This window comes from Ruoffia tabacinasalis, assembly GCF_005864045.1.
GTDB classification, from domain to species: domain Bacteria; phylum Bacillota; class Bacilli; order Lactobacillales; family Aerococcaceae; genus Ruoffia; species Ruoffia tabacinasalis.
On record NZ_VBSP01000002.1, the window covers coordinates 1 to 22,399 of the forward strand.

Below are 22,399 nucleotides of genomic sequence, written 5' to 3' on the forward strand. Positions count from 1 at the left end.
GTTGTGAATTAACCATATCAGAAAGGGGTTCTTTTTGCATCACCTAACGGGTGATGAAGCAATTTACTACAAGTACTATAATCACAACATTAATTGACATTTTTAGAAAAACTATGAATTATTCAGGACATATTATATTTTTTACAGATTTTATTACTATTTATCCAAAAAAAGTATCAGCAAGAATAATCTCGCTGATACCAAAACTCAAAAATATTAAATTAGTTTACTTTTTCAATCTTGTTAAACTCTTCAGTAATCTCTGCCAGTAGTTCTGGTTTTGTAATCACATCAAAACCTGTTCTAGCTAGAATCTCAACCGTGCGCATCATCGCTTTGTAACCAAACTCAGTACGAGTTGCTTCACGGAATTCAACGGTATGACCCGCAGTTGGTACACCATCTGTAATTTCGTAGTACGAATGGATAGATGGGACAACTTGGCTGACATTCCCCATATCGATGGAACCTGATAAGTCTTCACCCGCATCGATCATTTCGATTCCTAAATCTGCTGCGTTAGCGTTATATGTATCACTTAATTTTTGGTTCGTGATCATATTATAGTATGACTTTTCAAAATAGTTATATTTCATTGTCGTACCTGCTGCACTTGATGCTGCTTCAGCGCTTCGGATAACCATATCTTTCACTTCTTGTAAGTAATTAATATCTAGAGAACGAACATAGAATTGAACACGAGTGTATTCCGGAATAATATTGGCTGCGACACCGCCTTCAGCGATAATTCCATGAACACGTGCATCTGGACGTAATTGTTGACGACCCGCGTTCACCATATTGAACATATTAATGGCAGCATCTAAAGCGTTAATTCCTTCCCAAGGAGCACCAGCCGCGTGAGCTGTTTTTCCAAAGAATTCAAATTCTAAAGCTTCCATCGCAAGCGATACATTACTCATTAAGTTTTGATCAGAGGGATGTGTACATAAAGCGACATCCACATCGTCAAACGTATCAGCATTAGCCATATCAACTTTAACACCATCAGTTTCTTCAGCCGGCGTTCCTAGAACTACGACGCGCCCACCTGTTTCACCAACGACTTTAGATAAGGCAATTCCTGCACCCGTATCTACAGTCCCAAGCATGTTGTGACCACAGCCGTGACCAATGCCTGGAAGTGCATCATATTCTGATAAGTAGGCAACTGTTGGCCCTTCTTTACCTGAATCAAAGGTTGCTTTAAACGCCGTATCGAATCCTAAGTATGGATACTCAACGTCAAAGCCATGTTTTCTTAATAAATCAACATGGGCTTGTGATGATTTATATTCGTTTAATCCTAGTTCAGGATTTTCATAAATATAATCACTTAAACCTTGTAATTCCTCGCGCATTTCTGAAACGATTTCGTGTAATTGTTCTTTTGACATATAATATTTCCCCTTTCGAAATTTCTAAAATGGTCCATAGCCGACTAATTGTGCAAAGATAATAAAGACTAGACCAATCGCTAACCAAATACCCATTAAAGGCATGGCGAATTTAACCCATTTTTTGTAAGGAATATCTGCAATTGCTAATTGAGCCATTAAGATTCCTGACATCGGCATAATTGAATCTAGGAAGCCGTTCCCTAATTGGTAACTTAATACTGCAGTTTGGCGTGTGACATCTAAAGCATCTGCTAAAGGTACCATGATTGGCATTGTAACAGCCGCTTGTCCACTACCTGAACTAATAAAGAAGTTAATAATAATTTGAACGACGTACATACCAGCCGCTGATAAGACAGACGGTAAGTTTGAAATTGCACCCGTTAAACCATTAATCAATGTATCTAGGATCATCGCGTCTTCCATAATAATCACTAAACTTTGTGCCAGTCCAACAATCAATGCTGCATACATCATGTCTTTAGCACCTTCAATGAAGTTATCTGCTAAATCTTCTGGTCTCATTCCATAGATTAGACCACTAATTAAGCCCATTCCTAAGAATACAGCACCTATCTCAGTTATAAACCAGTCTAAGCTCATAACACCGTATGCTATAACAACAAAGCCACCAACAAAAACAGCTGCAATAATCTTCTGTTTAGTTGTGAATTCGATGTTTTCAGTTGTGTTTAAATCTTGAAAGTCCGCATGATTTCTGGCTTTCATTTCCTCATCATAAACAATACTATTTGTTAAATCAGCTTTGACACGTTTACCATAAATAATTAAATATAAAGACGTTACAATCCATAATACGGTAAACAGGACTAATCTCAATTCAATACCTGAGTATAAGGGTAATTCCGCGATCGATTGTGCTACCCCAACTGAGAATGGATTCATGAAGCCAGATGTAAACCCAACTCCTGCTCCAAGCCCAATCATTCCGACTCCGATAAGTGAGTCATAACCAATCGCTCGCGCTAATGACACACCTAAAGCAATAAAGACAATTGTTTCTTCACTCAAGCCAATCGTTGAACCTGCTAATCCCATAATTAGAACCACAACTGGAATGACTAAAGCTTCTTTATCTTTTAATGAACTAACAATTCGACTTAAAGCCGATTCGATCATTCCGGTTTTATTAATAATTAAAAATGACCCACCTGTGACAAATAAGAAGTAAGAGATACCTTGTGTTCGAGCGAAACCTCTTGGAATACTCTTCAACACTTCAAAGATACCTTGAGGATTACTTGCAACATGTGCGAATGAATCTGGATTAATAATTTCACGTTCTCCAACCATTACTCGCTCAAATTCCCCTGCTGGGACAATCCAAGAAAGGATGGCAGCAATAATAATAAAACTAAACAATAATACATAGGTATGTGGCATCCGGACTCTTCCTAATGCCTTGAATATATTTTTCACTTTGTTCCTCCATTTATTTTGAACACTTTACAGCATGGTGAGCGAATTACTACATTGCACTTTTAAAAAATGTATATAAAAAGGCTGCGAGCAAAAGCTCACAGCCAGAATTTGACAGGTTCTTTTGCCCACAACACAGCACGCTCACCTACGTAGAGTTTGGGCAACCCTACAAGACAGTGATAGACTTATTCAATCTATCCCCAACATCAATTTGACATTTCGGCTAGCAATCCTTTCATCATTTCTGATTACTGATATTACAAGCGGCCTCAATACTGTATTGTTCTCTTATTTAATTTACTTGAGATAGAGTAACGCAAATCTCTGCCTTTGTCAAATTAATATTTCAAAGATTAAGAATTAGAATCAATTACTTTGATACCTGAATTTTATTTCATAAAATAGACTTATAGAGTCATGAGCATCGCTTGCTTCTTTCATTTTAAAATTATTTAAGGAGGAATAATATGATAAATCAACCCTTTTTTACAATTTTTTAAAAAGGAAGTCATCGGTTCACGATCGGCGTGATCATTTTACTACTAGTCATTATTGGTATTATACGCAATATGTCAAAACGAAAAACTTCCTTTTCAATGCGGATGATGGTTGCTTTATTTTTAGGACTAGCCTATGGAAGGTATTGCTGCTGAGAGTTTTCCACTATTCTTCTTAGAGTTATTTCCTAATAATCTGTTCTCAGTGATGACAGCAAATAGTAGTATCGTATCTGTAGTAATTATAGGAGCATTCTTTGCGACTTCTATTCGCTTCATGAGAAATAAAAAACCTGATGCGATTAAAGCCTTCAATGAATTTCGGCAAACTGCGCAAGTTGTCGTGAATAGTGTGTTAACGAACGAGAATAAATTAATGCCTTACGGGTTTCAGCGCTTGTAGCAAATACGATTTTATCTCACGAGATGGAGGTTATTAGTATATGATTAACTTTATCTCAGCACTCTACTCTGCTGTCGTAATTATGTTACTCGTCTACGTTGTTATTCTCTTATTGGTTGGAGTGAATCCAATTAAATTCTATCGAAAAGCATTTCCTACAATGGTCCTAGGTTTCTCGAATCGTTCAAGTGTTGCTACATTACATATACAATTACGAATTTAGATGAAAACATCGGTGGGTGTCGATTGATGGGAAGGTAACTTCGATATGTAACCATTCAACATACCTACAAAATCCGATTTCGAAGATATTGATTAATGATGATTTAACATACCGAGCAGTTACTTGGTAAGTTTTTTTAATTGCTAATTGAAAGCGATGTCTTGTACAATAAAAATAACACAACATACAAATGGAGGTTTGTTATATGCGAGCATTTAATTACGATATTCCAACTAAAGTTTACTTTGGTGAAGGTAAAATTAAACACTTACCTGATTTAATTAAACAATTCGGAAACAAAGTTTTACTCACTTATGGTGGCGGGAGTATTAAACGAAATGGTATCTATGACGAGGTACAAGATTTACTTAAAGGTTGTGAGATTTTTGAACTCAGTGGCATTGATCCTAATCCTCGGATTGAAACGGTTCGTGAAGGTGCAAAAATATGTAAAGAGAATGATATCGATGTCATCTTAGCCGTAGGTGGTGGTTCAACCATCGATTGTTCTAAAGTTATTGCCGCAGCTGCAAAATACGATGGCGATGCCTGGGACTTAGTTATGGATGGCAGTTTAATTACAGCTGCGCTCCCTTTAGTAGATATTTTGACACTTTCAGCAACAGGGACTGAGATGAATTTTAACGCTGTTATTACAAACTTCGATGTAAAGATGAAGCAAGGAACAGCAAGCAAACATCTATATCCCTATGCTTCTATCCTGGATCCAACTTATACATATACTGTGCCTGCGAATCAAACAGCTGCTGGTACGGCAGATATTATGTCTCATACAATTGAGAACTACTTTCAAGCAGAAGACAATGCCTTTATTACAGATGGCTTAAGTGAGTCCATATTACGAGCAACTATTAAATACTTACCAATAGCGTTAGAAGATCCTGAGAACTATGAAGCGCGTTCGAATTTAATGTGGGCGTCAACCGTAGCATTAAACGGCTTAACCTCGATGGGTAAAGGTGGCGGTTGGACAACTCACCCGATTGAACATTACTTATCTGCTTACTACGATATTACCCATGCAGTCGGATTAGCCATTCTAACACCGCGCTGGATGCAATATATCTTAAGTGACAAAACCGTGGATCGTTTTGCGAGATATGCAAACAAAGTATGGGATATTGAAGAAACCGATGATAAGTTTGCAATGGCTGAAGAAGCGATTGAAAAGACTTATCAATTCTTCGTCGATAATGGTTTACCTATGACTCTTCCGGAAGTAGGTATTGAAACGGATGAACATTTCGAAGAAATGGCCAAAGGACCTGCCGAACGCTTGTCACGAGCTTACGTTCCTTTAAATCCAGAAGATGTTGTTGAAATTTTAAATCGTTGTATGACTGAAGGTTCCGAATAATAACTTAAAAGACACTCTTTCGTTTACTAAAAGTATCCGAAGGAGTGTCTTCATATTTAAACTTCTTTTAACAAATCAAGTCGATCAAATTCTATGACTAATTCATAAGCACCGATGTGTGAATGAATCTTCTCTTTGATCATTGAGAATAATTCCTCATTTGTTTCCTCCACGCCATCAGGAATAACAACATCAAAAGTGATATGACTTCGATGATTTTTACTATCTACTTTAAAATCATGAAACTTTAAATCTAATTGAAATGATTTAAGAATATCTTTAACTTGACGGTAAATAGCTGTATGTTCTTCATTATGTATCGCAATTGGGTCAACGTGACACACTAATTCTACCCCTAACTTCTCTTCAAAGTCTGCTTCAATTTGATCAATTACTTGATGTGAGTAAGTTAAATCCCAACTATCGTCGATTTCTATATGAATCGTCGCAAAGGTTTTGTTTGGTCCATAATTATGCACAAGTAAATCATGGTAGCCTACGATTGAATCATACTTATCCAATAAAGTTTTCATTGCTTGGATTTCATCTTTAGAGGGACTGGTCCCTAATAAATCACTAATCGAGTCATTAATCTCCTGAATACCACTATAAACAATGATCACAGACAACAAGGCACCTGCATAACCATCGATTTTCCAACCCATCACCGTCTCAACGGTCGCGGACACGAGTACGATCAGAGTTACAAAGACATCATTCATACTATCTTGTGCCGCACTATGTAATGTATTTGAATGAATAGCCTTAGCTGCTGTCTTGTAAAAATTCCCTTGTATAATCTTAACTATAATTGACACAACTAATAAAATAAAGACTAGTGGTGAGGCATTTAGATGCGTTGGATTCATGATTTGTTTAATTGAAGACGTGAAAAATTGAAAACCAACATAAATGATAACAACAGAAATTAATAAGCCCGTAATATATTCTGATCGTTCATGTCCGTAAGGATGTTCTTTATCAGCTGGTTTAGAAGCTGCTCTAAAACCGAATAATGTTAATAAAGAAGACGCAGAATCGCCTAAATTATTCATCCCATCTGTAATAATCGAAATACTGCCTGACATTGTCCCCGCCAGCAATTTAATTCCAAATAATACAAAGTTAGAGATTAAGCCCACTCGTCCAGCTAAGATTCCTGCTTTCGTTCGAGCTTCCCCATTGGTTTGCTTACTTAAAAAACGATCAATTAATCCTTTAAACATAATGCGCCTCACTTTTCATAACGTTAGTATCCATTATATCAAATCTCGATATCCTTTTAAAAGAATTATAAAATTCCAACCAAAATAAAAAGCATTCATAAAACGAATTCGTTCTACAAATGCCGTAAGATTCAGTAATGACATTATTCTACTAATTCAAAATGAACATCTTGATTATCCATTGAAATTTGACCCTCTTCAATATTGAAATCCCAGAAGCGATCGCCACGATATTTAACAATTAGTTGATTATCAATAACTAAATATTCAGGATTAACAATATCTAAACTAAAACTAGGGAATGATTGGCCATCGAAAAAATTTATCTCTAGATATTGTTGATTTTGTGAATTATCTTCATCTGACTGAGCCTCCAAATCAACAATACCGTATAAAGCATCTTCATTCACCATAAGATTCTTATAATCCATGACTTTTTTTCTGTTTTATCTTCTGTTTCACTCTCAATTAAATATTCATTATCAATTACAATTTGAAGCCGGTTTTCGAGGATGTGAATTTCTTTAATCAATGAATTCTCATTTGTCACTTCGTATCTACCAAATAAATTTTCCTGGGCACTAACATCTGCTAGAATAACTACAAAAGCGAATAATACAGAAATGAATACAATTTTTTCATCTTTATCCCTCATAACTTGAAAATTTTATCAAAAGTCAATTGAATTTTCCTGATTCTAATCTAATATTACCACATAAATAATCGGTTGTTATAGTGATTATCACTCGGTTGGAAAGCGCTTATATGTTATCATTTAATATATACAATATAGCGGAGGTGAAAGTTACAGAAAGACTTTTAAATTAACTTATAAAGGAGAATATGATGAAAAAACTCACGAGATTATTTCTAGCAGGAATGCTATTGTTAAACATCACAACGCCCTACTATTCTGCACAAGCAGAATCTGAAGATATTAATAATGGCGTCGACGAGATCATCGCAAATATGACTCTCGAAGAGAAAGTCGTTCAAACGCTCATGCCAGACTTTAGAAATTGGGAAGTCGATGGTGAAGAAGTAGGCGTGACTGAATTAAACGATGATATTCGTCAAATCTTTGCCGACTATCAATTTGGTGGTGTCATTTTATTTGCTGAAAATGTGGTTGAAACAGAACAAACAGCCCGACTCGTCTATCAAATGCAAGCCTCTCAAGTTGAAAGTGATCACTTACCTCTTCTCATTGGAATTGACCAAGAAGGTGGAATCGTGAACCGTTTGGGTTCGGGAACTCAATTACCGGGTAATATGGCGCTAGGAGCAACAAATGACCCAGAATACTCGAAACTAGCTGGTGACATTATTGGAAGTGAGCTTGAAGCCTTAGGCATCAATGTAAACTTTGCTCCATCGGTTGATATAAATAACAACCCCAAAAACCCAGTCATCGGTTTACGTTCATTCTCCTCTGATCCTGAGATCGTTTCTGAACATGGCTTGAGTTATATCGAAGGGATTAAAGAACATAACGTCGCTGTTGCCGCGAAACATTTCCCAGGACATGGAGATACCGATGTCGATTCTCACTTCGGCTTACCTGTCGTTGATAAAAGTTTCGATGAATTTATGAATAATGAATTACTTCCTTTCAGAGCTGTGATGGATGCAGACACTGATATGATTATGACAGCACATATCCAGTTCCCACAACTAGAATCAGAGATGAAAGTATCGGAAGAGGATGGTTCTGATATCTTATTACCTGCTACACTCTCTCCATCAATCTTAACAGATCTAGTTCGTGATGAGATGGCTTATGAAGGCATTGTTATCACAGATGCTTTAAACATGGAAGCTATAGCAAATAACTTTGGTGAGGTTGAAACTTCGATCTTATCTAAAAAAGCTGGCGCAGATATATTATTGATGCCTGTCATTATTAGATCCAATGACGATCTTACTTTGCTAGATAAGGTGATTCAAGGTCTTGTTGACGCAGTTGAAAGTGAAGACATCCCCATGGATAATATCGACAATTCAGTCCGTCGCATTTTAACGCTTAAGGAAGAATTAGGTTTACTTGAGGATGAATTCTTAAGTCAATCTGAAGATGATGTCGTTGCGAATGCAACAGAGATAGTTGGCTCTGACATGAATCGTGCCAATGAACGTGAAATCTCCAATCATGCTGTCACTTTAATTGAAAATAAACAAGCCGCTTTACCCATTCAACCGGAAGCAGATGATCATGTATTATTTATTACAGCGGATACAAATCAAGTTCCTGGAACTGAGTTCAGTATAGAGCGGATGCGATTAGAAGAATCACTCTCGTCTGACTTTACGTATGAAATATTGACTTATAATGAAGAAAGTCAATTCACTGACTTTGCAGAGGCAATCTCACAAGCCAGTCATGTCGTAGTATACACGAGTATGGTAGATGAATCCTCTCTTGCTGCTGATAACTTTAGAACAGCGATTCCGCAAGAAATATTCACTTACGCAAAAGAGCAAGGTATTCCAACGGTGCAAGTAAGTATTAATAAACCGTATGATGCCGTAAACTTCACTGATAATGATGCGATATTAATTTCTTACGGATATAACGGTATGGACCCAACGGAAGGCGGACAAGAGCCCGTCGCATCATTCGGTCCGAACATTCCTGCTGTGGTTGAAGTCATCTTTGGTGTCACTTCTTCTGAAGAAGGACCTACAGGTCAATTACCTGTTGATTTACCAGTCATCAAGGACGGCGTGTTGTCGCCTAATGAAGTGGCATACCCCGTGGGTTATCAATCTGAGAATTGGAATTAATCAAAAGAAACTATACAAAAAATCTCCTACCCACAGTGGTTAGGAGATTTTTCTATTCATATTTACAGGCAATCCAGAGAATGATTTTCTTTATCTCGCTTGAAACGCTGTTTCCCATAAATTAAGTTTTGTTCCGATATCTTTTTCTAAGGCATTTTGATAAACTTGGTAACCCCAAGCAATATCATACAAAGGTTGGCCACCTAAAGCAAAGATGATAATATCATCGTCGTTCTCACGAGCTTGAACGTTACCTTTAATAATATCACCTACGTTCATAATAATGTCACTCGTCATGCGATCCTCATGAATCCAGTCTAGGAATAATCGTCCTAAAACGCCCATCTCAAGGGTGTTATATGGATAGACATCTTCGTACTTCACTTCTTCATACATCTTCCAATTATCGACAACTAAGCGAACATTATTAATGACAAAGTCTGGATCAAAGTTCCCTGAAGAAGACCCGATAATTAAAGCACCTGGTTTAATCCATTCACTCTCAATCTTAGGATTCGCTTCTCCAGAAGTTGCTAAGTTTAAGATATCCGTCTCTCTCACAGCATCTTCAATTGAATGTACAATTTGTATCGATACATTTGGAAATTTTTCTTCTAAATCTTCCTTCAGAATTTGCGATTGAGATTCATCCACATCATAGATTTTAAACACTTCCGCGTTTTTCGCCTCTAAAAGCAATGCGATAGCAGTTGAACTCCCAATCGCACCCGCACCTAAGACTGCAACCACTTTTGAATCTGGCTTAGCAAGGTAGCGCACACCTACGCCCGGAATTGCCCCAGTTCGCCAAGCACTCAGTAAATTAGCTGACATAAAGGCTAATGGTGCCCCTGTATCGGCATCATTCAGATTCATTGTGAGAATCGAACGCGGTAGGTTTTTATCTTTATTATCAAGGTTTGAACCATACCACTTACATCCAGCGATACGATATTCACCACCTAGATAGGCTGGCATCGCACAAAATCGACGGTCTGGACCATTGGCCGGCATACTTTTATGCTCAGGTTCATCTGGGAATGAGACAACCATTCCGTGAGAATTATTCTCTCTACCACCCATCCGGTAATCTTCTGTACTTAAGATTCCAAAAACATCTTCCATGACGTTAATACATTCTTGCATATTTAAAACGCCCGCATCAATCATATCTTGTTCATTTAAATATAAAAAATCAATTCGCCCATCTTGAGTCATTATTAAAATCCCCTTATAAATTTAGTTTAAATATTAGAATTATATTATAACAACTCAAAGGAAATGTAAAATAATAGCTAATACAGCATTCCGTCTATCTGAAAGTATCTATTGTTTCCTCAGTCGCTTCCGTTTCTAAATGAGTTACAAACTCAAAATCATCCACGTAAATATGCATACGTTCATCAATCGTATTCCACCATAGTTGGCCATCGGGAATTTGATGTAAGTCGATATCAGCAAATGGAACAACTTGATACATCTTCTCTGCTTCCACCCCCAAATTAAATATAGGCATGAACTTAGGATTCACAATATTCACTTCACCGGACTCATCGCGCTGAAACGTTACTTCAGTAATCCCGCCTTGCTTATTATCTAAATCTCTTTGTCCAGTTAGAAAACTTGCTTGAGAATAAATTGCAAAGGTCTCCCCATTGTTATACCAATCAACTGGCTGTAGGACATGTGGATGCCCACCTAAGATTAGCTTAGCCCCTGCATCACTTAATGCTTGAAATATGTAAAACTGATCTTCATTCGGCAAAGTATCATATTCATTCCCAAGTTGTAAACTTACGACAACCGCATCCACTTGCTGGGACAATGCTTCTACTTCAGCTACCATTAAGGGAACGTCAATCAGACTAATTAAATACTCTTCTCCAGCAGGTACGGGAATACCATTGGTTCCATAAGAATAATTTAAGAATCCGATACTGATGCCATTTGCTTCTATTATTCGGTTTGTATTATAATCTTCCCAAGATTCATAACTACCTACATACATCATATCCTCTTCTTGCAAGTTCTGAAGTGAATAGTGCGCGCCTTCACTGAACCAGTCTAGGGTATGATTTGTAGCATTACTTACAATATCAATACCGATTCGCTTCAGTGCAGCAATAATCTCACTCGGTGCATTAAACTGCGGATACCCTGACATTGGTAACTGCGGTGAAGCAGCGATCACTTCTAAATTAGCCATCGAAATATCAGCATATTCCAAATAAGGTTGAATATGAGCTAACATCGGCATAAAGTCATAGGCTGCATCTCCCTCAAAGAGGTCAGGTTCAAAACCTTCTTCAAGCATATTCGCCACAGTATCTTGATAGATCGGTGAGTAAGTGTCAGCTAAATAACTGACCCTGTCATGAATTAACACATCCCCGACTGATCTAAAGGTTAACTCCCCTTCTTGTGATGGAAGTGTTTCTTTACCTTCTTTCATTGGTAAATCCTCAAATAAAAACTCCTGTTCAATCGGTTCAACCGGCTCTTCCATCATCTCTTCTTGAGTACTATCATTTACAACAGAAGATTGACTAGCTATTTGAGAGGATTCATTAGAAGTAGAGTCTGCTTGTGATGTATTTGAAAAAGTATATATATATAAGCCAACGATTGTCAGAATAAATAAGCTTCCAATGATCACTAACCAAGTTTTTGTTTTTTTTGACATTCATTTTCTCCTTGCTCTACATTTTTATTCTAAGTTGCCTGTTGAGATTTCTTCAACGCTTAAATCCTCCGCCACTATGACTGTGATATCTTTACCCAACGGATCTTGCCAGATGAATGAGTGGCTATTCTCTTGAAGTTTCTGAACATACGTCCAGTTATTACCAACCACATCGATAACATCTTGAATAATTAAATTATCCCTTTGCTTTAATTCATCAATCTCAGCTTGTGTCACTGTTAAGTTGGCACGACCATAATTAGCTTGCCCAACTTCTAATTGAATTAAATCTTTAGAAGCCCAGTCGTAGGTCATACTATACGTCCCAGTAATATAAGACATTTCATCTTGAATAAATTCAAAGTAATAATCCTTATAATTTTCATCCACTTCAGAAAAACTTGGTAAAGCATCAGGATGATTGATTACTTTTTGAACTTTTTCTAAATCAGATTCTGAATCTGTTGTTTGTAATCTTTCAAACGTCGGATACAAATTTCCATATAAATAGTCCACTTGATTGTTTTCATTCATTGAAACCGTCAGTTTAAAGGTATCTACGGCTACCCACATATCATATTTGAGTGAATCTTCTTCATAGGTATACTCATCCCCAAATAACTCTATGATGTCAGCCATACCGATAATTCCATTCATATTATTACCTGATTCGATCACTTCAGTCACTTTGTCCAAGACATCTTTTATTTTGTTATAGATAGTTTCTTTTGTTTCATCACTGAATTCGCCTTCGAGTATTTGTGTCGCCAAATCAGGGGAAACAGATGGACTTTCGCTTTTTTCTTCTGCATGAACCGTTTGGACAACAAGTAAATTTAATAATCCAAGTACTAATAAACGCTTCTTCATGACGTATTCTCCTTATCTTTTTGCTTTTCTTGTTGTATTTTATAACTATTAGTTTACACTAACTAACAATACAATACGAATTTAATCCGGTGAAATCATATGAAATAAAAAAAGACCTTAATGAGAATTAAATCTCATCAAGGTCAATGACTCGCTATCTGATTAGTTAAAGTCAGCTAACGGATCTTGTGCTTGTGAACCTGATCCTTGTAATTCAGTAGGTTCCATGGCTGATTTTGGTACTCCGAAGAAGTATGTAACGACAAAGCCACCAATATAAGCTGCAATTAAACCAATGACATATTGTAACCTCATGTTATTAGCAATTAGTGGAATCAAAGCAACTCCACTTGGTCCAATGGCTGTTGCTCCAACACTTCCAAAGAAACCAATCACGGCACCACCGATCCCTCCACCAATACACGCTGTAATAAATGTTTTACCTAAAGGTAATGTTACAGCATAAATTAATGGTTCACCGATTCCTAAAATACCTACAGGTAACGCACCTTTAATCATGTTTGTTAATTGTTTGTTCTCACGAGCGCGAACCATTACAGCGATTGCTGCACCAACTTGTCCAGCACCTGCCATAGCTAGTATTGGTAAGAGATTCGTTTGACCTGTTGTGTTAATCATTTCAATATGGATAGGTGTTAACACTTGATGTAAACCAAACATAACGAGTGGTAAGAAGAATGCGCCTAACATAAATCCTGAGAAGGCTCCACCAATATCTAGAACCCAATTTATTGAACCAACTAATGAGGATGAAATGACCCCGGCAACTGGCATAATAACGAAAATCGTAAGTAATCCTACTACTAGCAACGAGATTGTTGGGGTAAAAATAATATCTAAAGCGTCTGGAATAACTTTTCTCACCGATTTCTCAACATATGATAAGATAAATACTGCTAAGATGACACCAATGATCCCACCTTGTCCCGCTAATAGGGGTTCTCCTGTAAAGATATTAATGAGTGGATTCTCAGGGTTCATACCTGTAAGGTAAATAATCCCAGCGATAACTCCACCCATACCTTGAGTTGCGCCAAATACTTTAGCAGCATTAATACCTACATAAATATTTAAGTAGCCGAATAAACCATTTTTAATAATATTTAGTATATCAACGGCATGTCCCCAAGTGGCTGCATCGAGTTGACCAGCGGTAATCATGTTCTGGAAGATGGATGCAATCCCCCCAATAATACCGGCACCAACGAAAGCTGGAATTAATGGAACAAAGATACTAGCTATTGAGCGAGTAATACGTTTAAAGGCATTATCATTTCCTTTTTTATATTTTTCTTTGTTCTCTTTTGTAATTTGTTCTGTACTTGCTCGTCCAGATGTTAATTCTGGGTCAAGGTTTTCATCGACAGCCGCACCTTTAACACTGCCTGACATACTTGCTAATTCAGTTGCTACTTTACTAGCTGTACCAGGACCGACAACTACTTGTAAGTTATTCCCGTCTTGAACAACACCCATGACACCGTCAACTTTTTTCAATTCAACTTCATCGACGACACTTGGATCAACTAAATCAATCCGGACACGTGTCATACAATTATAGATGTCTGTAGTGTTGTCTTTACCACCCATATGTTTGTATACTTCTTTAGCAATTAATTGTTCTTTTGTTGTATTCATCATTGCTCCTCCTCTTCTTTTATAGCTTCTCGGATAAACCCGTTGTTATGACTTAATATGTCTTTTGCACTATTTGGATCATTATTTGTTAATACCATAACAATGGCCACTTTAACGTTGTTATCTGCTTCTTGAAAAGCTTTTTCTGCTACTTCATAATCACATTCTGTCGCTTGCATTATAATTCGTTTGGAACGTTCTTCTAACTTTTCATTGGTTGGTTGTACGTCTACCATTAAATTTTTATACACTTTTCCAATTTGTACCATCGATACTGTTGATAACATATTTAAGATTAACTTTTGAGCTGTTCCTGCTTTTAACCGAGTTGACCCGGTTAATACTTCTGCGCCTGCATCCACTTCAATGGCAACTTGGCTGTATTCACTAATTTCAGCGCCTTTGTTACAAGCAATTGATACCGTAGATGCGCCAACTTCTTGAGCATAGGCCAAACCACCTTTAACATAAGGCGTTCGACCACTTGCCGCAATTCCCACAACTGTATCTTTATTAGTTAATTTCAATTCTTTTAAGTCATCTCGCCCAAACTCTGCAGAATCTTCCGCCCCTTCGACTGCTGATAACATGGCTTTTTCTCCACCAGCAATTAAACCAACGACCATCTCAGGCGGTGTACTAAAGGTTGGTACACATTCCGCTGCATCTAAGACCCCTAAGCGTCCGCTCGTTCCTGCTCCCATGTATATTAAGCGACCGTCTTGTTTAAAAGATTTCACGATTAATTTAATCGCTGCTTCTATTTGTGGTAAAACTTGTTCAATCGCTTCGGGTACACGGCGATCTTCCTGATTCATCAGTGCAATAGCTTCTTGAACGCTCATTTGGTCTAATGCCATCGAAGCTTCATTTCTCGTCTCAGTTGTTAGCTTGCCTAATTTCATCTATCTATCCTCTCTTCCATTGAATTTCAAACGGTTGTCCAGGTCTCATTGCCTCAAGTAAAAGATAATCACCCGATTGTATATAACCAATCACATTAACCTTTTCATCCGCTGGTAGATTCGTTTTTGTTATTTGAACTTCTCCTTCGTATCGAAGATAATCAGAGTTATCAATCGTAATTGAACCTACCGTTCGTTCACTCATTTGTTCCGGTTTAACTACGAAATCTTGTCTCATCCTTGCTTCCTGACTACGAATGACATCGCGAGCCGCGTCCATTCTTTGAGTGTGTCGCCCTTCGATATGTTTCAGTTGTTCGATAGTGTTGGAAGTCGCGACTGCTTCGAAAAATAAGACTGTTTCATTTAAATATTTTTCCCACTGAATTTGACTATAAGTACTCAAACCTGGGTCGCCAATATACACTTTATCAACAAAGGTTGTTTGCCTTAATTCAAGCGCGCTCCCTAAAGAATGTTTGTAACGGTGGTCTTCTAAAGTTGGTAATCCTTCATATAAAGGTCCTCTCAAATCACCCTCTCCTGGTACAAAAGCCATGACCGTAATCCCTTGCTCTTTCAGCCATTTGTTCATATTAATAAACTCTAATTTATCTAAGCCCGTTTCAGGACGCGGATAATAATTATGCCAAGCCTCAATCGACGTGAAATCCACTTCTAACTCTTTTAAAATATTCAAATCTTCTACGCTAATTGTACTCGCATTTAAAACAACATCTACTTGCTCACTAATGAGTTTAATCTCTTCGTGACTGACTCCATAGTCGACTCGAATTCCAGTCACACCTAGTTCAATCAATGGAGTTAAATCTTTATAATAAATACCTAAGTTCTTTAAGGCGTCTCCAGAAACATCAACGACTAATTCCATTTCATAATCTTTTGCTACCGAACCTAATTGCCCTAATCGATCTAAATACAATTCAGAATCATCTTCAGGGATATGAATTGACGAGAAAATACCTTTAAAACCAATCTCATGCATGCGTCTTATGTACTGTTTAACTTCTTCTGTCACATCTTCATTTAAATATATTGAAATACCATACATATCCTCACTCCATTGTAATCGTTTTCTAAACAAATTATACAACTTATGAAATGAAATTTCAATACAAAAATTTTATTTTTATCAAGAATGAAATGAAATTACATTTCAATGGTATTAAGTTACTTTAGATAATTATTAACACGGACTTGAATATGATTTTATTAACATTAGAATCAAAGTTTAAAACTTTTTTATAAGAAGGATATCACAATTAGTGGGATGGGAATTAACGGATCGGCTGTTCTCACTTCTTATGCAAAAAAATTAAAAGATAAAAATCATGATGTTACTATTGTTTGCTAAGATACCTCGCATAGTTTTGGGCGAGGGGTACCTTTTAGAGAGAATCAGATTTAGCACTTGTAAATACCAGAACAACTGATATTACTTATGATTACGAACAATCAGGCGAGTATGAAGTTAGGCTAAAAGAAGAAGCAAAAATTGAAGGTGATATTCCTGAATTTATGATGCGTGCCTTGTTTGGTGAGTATTTAAATGATCGAACAATGAAGCAAATTGAATTATTGAATGCAACTGTACACTATGAAACCGTCGAAGATATGCGATAGTTAAGTGAAACAAAACAGTTGGAATTAGTCACTGTTTCAAATGAGGTTCGTCAATATGTTCGTGACCATCTGTGTTCTGGTTCTCTACCAGTATTAGACCCTTACCATTTGAACGGAAAACCAAATTACATTAGTAACTCTTCCCCACTAAATGAACTCACGCATGACTATTCTAAAGATGATCGTATCGTTGCCATTCGAACAAGTCTAACTGCGATCGACGTTCTCAAATATCTATTACAAGAACGTGAAAATGAATCCGTGTATACTTTCTCACGTCATAACTTTTTCAAGACAGTGGGAACAGCAGGGCTAAGAGAGTCTTAAAATCATTCAAATTTAATGACGAAGACAGAACGTATTGGTGTTTCCACAACTCGAATATTGACTTTCTTATGGCAATATATGCCTAAATCAGAAAGAAAAGCATACTTAGATAAATATCAAGAACCCTTTAACTTAGCTAAAGGAAAACTTCCGATGAAGTCGGCTGAAGCTATTATTGAAGGTGAGGACCGTGGCCAATTAACCATTCTCAAAGATGATGAAACTGTTGATTATGATGACAACTCACGAAAATACATTATGGAGAATGAGAATAATGAAGAGATTTTACGTGCGGAATAGGTTATTAACGTAATGGGTGTAAACCTTCATTTAGAAGGCGATTTAAATAGTCATCCATTAATTCATTCACTATTAAATAAACGCTACATTATGCCTGATACTTCAGGTGGATTATGTTTCAATGCCTCAACACAATTGTGATTTCACCTAGTTGGTGCGAAATTCCTACATTTCATGCCCATGGAATGTTAGTGAGTGCAGCTGTTTTTTAAAAAAATTCAACTTATAAAATCCAATCCGTTAACTATCAACTCGTCAAAGATATCATTGCTAACTATTAAACAAATAAATACGGCTTGAAATTCATTGAGAACTTCAAACCGTATTTTTTATTTATAATAAGTTTCGACGATTCTTTGAGTCGCTTCAACTGTATCTTCATATGTTCCAAAGGCAGTCAGGCGCATAAATCCTTCACCATTAGCCCCATAGCCAGAACCTGGTGTGATGACAACTTGACTTTCCTGTAGTAATTCATCGAAATATTCCCAAGAAGATAAGTCTCTTGGTGTTTTCAACCAAATATATGGTGCATTTACCCCACCGTAGTGTTCAATCCTCGCATCATTGAAAGCATCAACCATATGCTGAGCATTACGTTGATAATATACAATATTATCCTTCAACTCTTTTTTAACTTCCGGTTCGAAAGTCGCTAATGCCGCGCGTTGAATGATATATGAGGTACCGTTAAATTTCGTTGGTTGGCGACGCGTCCACATGGCATTCAATGATTGACCTTCAATCACAAGTTCTTTAGGTATGACAGTATAACCTATACGCATACCCGTGAAGCCCGCTGTCTTAGAAAAGCTACGCATTTCAATCACACATTGCTTAGCCCCCTCACATTCATAGATGGAATGCGGGATATGATCATCTTGTATAAAGGCTTCATAAGCCCCATCAAAAATTATGACACTTTCATGCTCAATTGCATAGTCAACCCATTCTTGCAGTTGATCCTTCGTCATAGCGACACCCGTGGGATTATTCGGTGAACAAATATATATCACATCTGGCTGCTGTTCTTGGTCAAAATCTGGCACCGCTTGATAGTGATTATCGACCGTCATCGGAATCGTTATTAATTCAGACCAACTTTGACTCATATCATCATAATGTCCTAAGCGTCCCGCCATAACATTACTATCAATATAAGTTGGATACGCCGGATCACCAATCGCAATCTTAGCTTCCAGACTAAATAACTCTTGAATGGCTCCTGCATCTGTCTTTGAACCATCTGATATAAATAATTCATCTTCTGATAAATCAATATTCAATGTTTGATAACTATGCTCTATAATCGCTTGCTTAAGAAATGGATAGCCAGTACTTGGCCCATAGCCTTTGAAAGTTTTAGATTTCAATTGTTCTTGACCTGCTTGAGTCATTGCTTCAACCACTCCCCTTGGTAAAGGTTGAGTGACATCACCAATAGACAATTTGATAACTTCTGAGTCAGGATTGCCTTCTTTGAATGCTGAAACTTTCTCAGCAATATGATTAAATAAGTAATTCCCAGGTAAGCGATTAAAATTCGGATTTATTTTCATAAAACTGCTCCTTTATCCTATCTCTTACGACTTTCTTTTACTCATCCATTCTTGTTGATGACCTCTGGAAATGCGCATAATGTTCTCATATAAATCGGCTAATTCACCTTTTAAAGAATCATCTTCTAAGTAACTTTGTACTTTCTCGATAACGACCGCTTCACGGCCACTATCTAAGATTTCCATATTGTTCTCTAATTTAATTTCAGCTACTTCCTCAACCGTTTTCGTTCGTTCTTCAAATAACTTTACCAATTCGCGATCAATTCGGTCGATGGTTGCTCTTTGTTTTTCTAACATATTATTCCTCCTATGATAATTGACTTAAAAATACGCTTCCTAATGTATATCCTACCAATACTGCACTTGCGGCACTCCATAATAATAAGTAAAAACCATATAATAAAGCATCTTTAGCTGTGGTCCAACCAGATCCAATTGAGATAGCAATATAAGGCATTGCCGGTGGTGTCATGTATGCGAGTGACGCCATGAATCCAATTAAACTCGCAACGACTGCCACGTTTATTGGTAAATCCACCTGTGAACCCGCAATTGTAATAACTATGGTTGTAACAACTGACACAGTTACTAAGTTTGATGAGAAATTTGTTTGCAAGGCTGCCCAAATGATGAAGACTAATACCATTAATAATGGTGATAAGCCAACTAACAGTGGTGTTAAGAATGATTCGATTAAAGTAATTACACCCATATCAGGATTCGATAAGAAGCTACCCAAAGTGAGTGTCACCGCTACGATCAGTAAGCTCGGCCAGAACACACCTTTAGAAATTCCCTCTTGTAACTTTACTAACGGCTTCCCATCAACATGAACCACTGCTAATGCTAAAGCACCAATCATAGGTGGAAAGGCAATTCCTGCTGATTTTAGAAATGCTGCCACTCCAGGTAAGATAAAGCCTAATACTTCTGGTAATAACCATAAAGCAACAACCCCACCAAAGATCAGAACGACTGCTTTTTCCTTTTTATCCGCTTTTGGTAAATCTGATAATGAAGCAATCTCACCCAGTTTTACGTTAGATAAATCCATTCGCCAAATCCACTTTAGAGAGACTAAAAGAATTAAGAAAATTGTTAAGCCTGCTGGCACTGCGAAACTCATATATTGACCATTCGTAATCGCCGTTCCGTAGGCCGTTTCATATAGCCCCATCGCAGTAATTGCGAACACGTGGTTAATAGGCGTCATCGCTGTTCCAATAGCTATTGAAGCATATAAGGCGACTAATAATTTCGAAGCTTGTTTATCCCCTTTTTCTAATCCGAATTGGGTCATAACCTCTTCATAGATTGGAAAGGCAATCATAAATAAGATCGTTGGTGAAACGAAAGTACTGATTAATAACATCACCGATAGAAAAGCAAAAACAAATCTCCAAGGACTTACTTGAGCCCAAGCACTATTAATTGCCCATGCCGAAACACGCTTTAAAAATGATGTTTGTTCTAAGGCATGTGTCACTAAGAATGTAAAGAATAAAAAGACAAACGTTGTATTACCAAATGACTGCTGGAAAATTTGTCCATAAGTGACTTCAGGTAGAAAACCTAAACAAATTAAACATAAAATACTTGGCCAATCAATGGCAACAAACAGCCACAATACCAAGCTACTAGCAAAAATAGCTAGAACTGAAAAAGTAACGGTTGGAATATTGAATAAACCAATTTGCATCGTTGAATTCAAAACAGCTAGAGCTAATATAAGTAAACTAATGACGATTGAGATAATCTCACTAGTTTTAAATCCTTTTGATATAGAATTTGACATTGTTTACACTCCCCTTTTTTATAACTTTTCAACAAAAAAACTGCTTAGCATAAACTAAGCAGTTCTCGAAACTGGCCATTTTAGGAGGTCCGCTTAATTTATACTCTAAGCGGCCAAGACACAACAATATCAAGCCACCATAGATATGAACTTTCGTTATACGTTCATACTAGGTGGTATGAACGCTATCTAAAGTAGCTAAAATACATTGATTTTAATGTATGGGATAATTGTTGCATGTTCCTAACCTCATTTCTCTGTTTCAAACAGTATACCTGACTACTCACACGAAATCAACATCAAATTCTAATAATATTTTAATTTATATTATTTTCATTATTTATTCTATGAAGCTACTCCCACTGGAACTTCATCAGGCACTTCAATACTTTCATTAAAGATTTTGTCAGTGACATTATAATTAAATTCTACTTGCAATGACTCTGGCATGTCCGGATCAGGTTCAGATGCTGAAGCTTCTTCGAGTGTTTGAACATCTGAATCAACTATCACTTGAATCGCTGTAATAAAATAATCTTCATCCATTTCGACGGTAATTGTATAATTTAATCCATCAGCCAAAGCAATAGCTTGACCTTCATAATTTTCAATTTGGTTACTAATCTCAACACCCGAATCCACTGTTTCTTGAGTCACAGTCATTCCTAACTCTTCTAAGGCTTCAAAGAATTCAATCCATTCTTCCTCTGTTTCGAAAGAGTTAATTGTGACAGTGTAGCCATTATCATGCTCTTCTACCGTCGTTTTCTCACTTAATAACTGATGCACCCTAGACGGAATATAATAACTACGAATTGATCCTTCGATGACTGATACAAGCATTTGATATTGAGTAGTAATTTGTTCCGCTGGCATACCGAGTACCGTAGTAAGGTCAGCAGTGACCCATTCACTTTCACCTTCTTTAGTAGAATCTTCTTCAAATGTGTACATTGTTTCATCGATGATATAATTTAGTAAGTGATATGTTTCATCCATTGTCGACCCATCGTTATGTTCAGCGTTCATCGTTGCGTCTAAATCAAAACCTACTTCAAGTTCGGGCGCTATCTTGACTTGAAGTCTTCCATCAACAGTGTAGTCCATCGTTCCTTCAGGATAAATTAAATCCATATTACCTTCAAAGTCACCTTTAAAAGATTCAATTTCTTTCAATCCATTAATCACATTTAACAAGACATCATCTGGAGCAAGTTCTTGTGCTTTTGCCGGTAAGGGCCCCATAGTTAAGACAACTAATAAAGTAACAAGTATGACGTTTATTATTTTCTTCATTTGT

General features: G+C 37.0%; 21 protein-coding genes, 1 pseudogene and 1 riboswitch. Of the genes and pseudogenes, 7 read left to right on the forward strand and 15 right to left on the reverse strand.

The features are described 5' to 3' along the window. Positions 1-221: 221 nt before the first annotated feature. Positions 222-1,397, reverse strand: coding sequence for a M20 family metallopeptidase (locus FEZ33_RS00965; RefSeq protein WP_138403516.1), 1,176 nt, complete (start codon positions 1,395-1,397; stop codon positions 222-224). A 24-nt stretch (positions 1,398-1,421) separates the two neighbouring features. Then, entirely contained in the window at positions 1,422-2,840 is a 1,419-nt protein-coding gene (locus FEZ33_RS00970) for a YfcC family protein (RefSeq protein WP_235888740.1), read from the reverse strand. 131 nt (positions 2,841-2,971) lie between these two features. Further along, positions 2,972-3,126, reverse strand: a riboswitch (Lysine riboswitch). 350 nt (positions 3,127-3,476) lie between these two features. Between FEZ33_RS00970 and FEZ33_RS12815 the strand changes: the two genes are divergently transcribed. The 3 genes from FEZ33_RS12815 to FEZ33_RS00985 all read left to right on the forward strand — a co-directional run bounded on the left by FEZ33_RS12815 (position 3,477) and on the right by FEZ33_RS00985 (position 5,344). Then, positions 3,477-3,743, forward strand: a complete 267-nt coding sequence (locus FEZ33_RS12815; RefSeq protein WP_138403517.1) for a cation:dicarboxylate symporter family transporter — start codon at positions 3,477-3,479, stop codon at positions 3,741-3,743. A 40-nt stretch (positions 3,744-3,783) separates the two neighbouring features. After that, positions 3,784-3,966, forward strand: coding sequence for a cation:dicarboxylate symporter family transporter (locus FEZ33_RS12820; RefSeq protein ID WP_138403518.1), 183 nt, complete (start codon positions 3,784-3,786; stop codon positions 3,964-3,966). Positions 3,967-4,171: 205 nt separating this feature from the next. After that, positions 4,172-5,344, forward strand: coding sequence for an iron-containing alcohol dehydrogenase (locus FEZ33_RS00985; RefSeq protein ID WP_138403519.1), 1,173 nt, complete (start codon positions 4,172-4,174; stop codon positions 5,342-5,344). Positions 5,345-5,400: 56 nt separating this feature from the next. Here FEZ33_RS00985 and FEZ33_RS00990 read toward each other — a convergent pair whose 3' ends face one another. The 3 genes from FEZ33_RS00990 to FEZ33_RS12365 form a co-directional block, all read right to left on the reverse strand. After that, complete coding sequence (locus tag FEZ33_RS00990) at positions 5,401-6,570, reverse strand: cation diffusion facilitator family transporter (protein WP_138403520.1); 1,170 nt, start codon at positions 6,568-6,570, stop codon at positions 5,401-5,403. A 143-nt stretch (positions 6,571-6,713) separates the two neighbouring features. Next, on the reverse strand, positions 6,714-7,001 hold the full coding sequence (locus FEZ33_RS00995) for a hypothetical protein (protein ID WP_138403521.1): 288 nt from the start codon (positions 6,999-7,001) through the stop codon (positions 6,714-6,716). After that, complete coding sequence (locus tag FEZ33_RS12365) at positions 6,977-7,225, reverse strand: hypothetical protein (protein ID WP_171031228.1); 249 nt, start codon at positions 7,223-7,225, stop codon at positions 6,977-6,979. Before FEZ33_RS12365 ends, FEZ33_RS00995 begins: the two co-directional genes overlap by 25 nt. Positions 7,226-7,416: 191 nt before the next feature. Here FEZ33_RS12365 and FEZ33_RS01000 point away from each other — a divergent pair, with 191 nt between their 5' ends. Continuing rightward, positions 7,417-9,354, forward strand: coding sequence for a glycoside hydrolase family 3 protein (locus FEZ33_RS01000; protein WP_171031229.1), 1,938 nt, complete (start codon positions 7,417-7,419; stop codon positions 9,352-9,354). A 90-nt stretch (positions 9,355-9,444) separates the two neighbouring features. Here the strand turns inward: FEZ33_RS01000 and FEZ33_RS01005 are convergent, their stop codons facing one another. The 6 genes from FEZ33_RS01005 to FEZ33_RS01030 all read right to left on the reverse strand — a co-directional run bounded on the left by FEZ33_RS01005 (position 9,445) and on the right by FEZ33_RS01030 (position 16,543). After that, the gene (locus tag FEZ33_RS01005) at positions 9,445-10,572 is read right to left on the reverse strand and encodes a tyramine oxidase subunit B (protein WP_138403523.1); all 1,128 of its coding nucleotides are present in this window, start codon (positions 10,570-10,572) and stop codon (positions 9,445-9,447) included. Between the two features lie 94 nt (positions 10,573-10,666). Continuing rightward, complete coding sequence (locus FEZ33_RS01010) at positions 10,667-12,037, reverse strand: CapA family protein (protein ID WP_138403524.1); 1,371 nt, start codon at positions 12,035-12,037, stop codon at positions 10,667-10,669. Positions 12,038-12,061: 24 nt separating this feature from the next. Continuing rightward, the gene (locus FEZ33_RS01015; RefSeq protein WP_138403525.1) at positions 12,062-12,907 is read right to left on the reverse strand and encodes a hypothetical protein; all 846 of its coding nucleotides are present in this window, start codon (positions 12,905-12,907) and stop codon (positions 12,062-12,064) included. Between the two features lie 162 nt (positions 12,908-13,069). Further along, entirely contained in the window at positions 13,070-14,566 is a 1,497-nt protein-coding gene (locus FEZ33_RS01020; RefSeq protein ID WP_138403526.1) for a PTS transporter subunit EIIC, read from the reverse strand. Then, entirely contained in the window at positions 14,566-15,471 is a 906-nt protein-coding gene (murQ, locus tag FEZ33_RS01025) for an N-acetylmuramic acid 6-phosphate etherase (protein ID WP_138403527.1), read from the reverse strand. The genes FEZ33_RS01020 and murQ overlap by 1 nt, the downstream gene beginning before the upstream one ends. Positions 15,472-15,475: 4 nt before the next feature. Beyond that, positions 15,476-16,543 carry a DUF871 domain-containing protein gene (locus tag FEZ33_RS01030; protein ID WP_138403528.1) on the reverse strand — a complete coding sequence of 356 codons (1,068 nt, stop codon included), beginning with the start codon at positions 16,541-16,543 and terminating at the stop codon, positions 15,476-15,478. 359 nt (positions 16,544-16,902) lie between these two features. Here FEZ33_RS01030 and FEZ33_RS12925 point away from each other — a divergent pair. The 3 genes and pseudogenes from FEZ33_RS12925 to FEZ33_RS01040 form a co-directional block, all read left to right on the forward strand. Then, positions 16,903-17,115, forward strand: a pseudogene (locus tag FEZ33_RS12925) (hypothetical protein); the annotation flags it as partial. Positions 17,116-17,133: 18 nt separating this feature from the next. Continuing rightward, entirely contained in the window at positions 17,134-17,442 is a 309-nt protein-coding gene (locus tag FEZ33_RS01035) for a hypothetical protein (RefSeq protein WP_138403529.1), read from the forward strand. Positions 17,443-17,457: 15 nt separating this feature from the next. Further along, a complete protein-coding gene (locus tag FEZ33_RS01040) occupies positions 17,458-17,742 on the forward strand; it encodes a hypothetical protein (protein WP_138403530.1) in 285 nt (94 codons plus the stop codon). Positions 17,743-18,071: 329 nt separating this feature from the next. On the opposite strand, the gene FEZ33_RS01045 is transcribed toward FEZ33_RS01040, so the two are convergent. The 4 genes from FEZ33_RS01045 to FEZ33_RS01060 form a co-directional block, all read right to left on the reverse strand. Then, positions 18,072-19,301 carry an LL-diaminopimelate aminotransferase gene (locus tag FEZ33_RS01045; RefSeq protein ID WP_138403531.1) on the reverse strand — a complete coding sequence of 410 codons (1,230 nt, stop codon included), beginning with the start codon at positions 19,299-19,301 and terminating at the stop codon, positions 18,072-18,074. 24 nt (positions 19,302-19,325) lie between these two features. Continuing rightward, a complete protein-coding gene (locus FEZ33_RS01050) occupies positions 19,326-19,601 on the reverse strand; it encodes a chorismate mutase (protein WP_138403532.1) in 276 nt (91 codons plus the stop codon). A gap of 10 nt (positions 19,602-19,611) precedes the next feature. Next, the gene (locus FEZ33_RS01055; RefSeq protein WP_138403533.1) at positions 19,612-21,099 is read right to left on the reverse strand and encodes an SLC13 family permease; all 1,488 of its coding nucleotides are present in this window, start codon (positions 21,097-21,099) and stop codon (positions 19,612-19,614) included. Positions 21,100-21,444: 345 nt separating this feature from the next. Further along, positions 21,445-22,395 (reverse strand): hypothetical protein, encoded by a 951-nt coding sequence (locus FEZ33_RS01060; RefSeq protein ID WP_138403534.1) that lies wholly within the window; start codon positions 22,393-22,395, stop codon positions 21,445-21,447. Positions 22,396-22,399 lie beyond the last annotated feature (4 nt).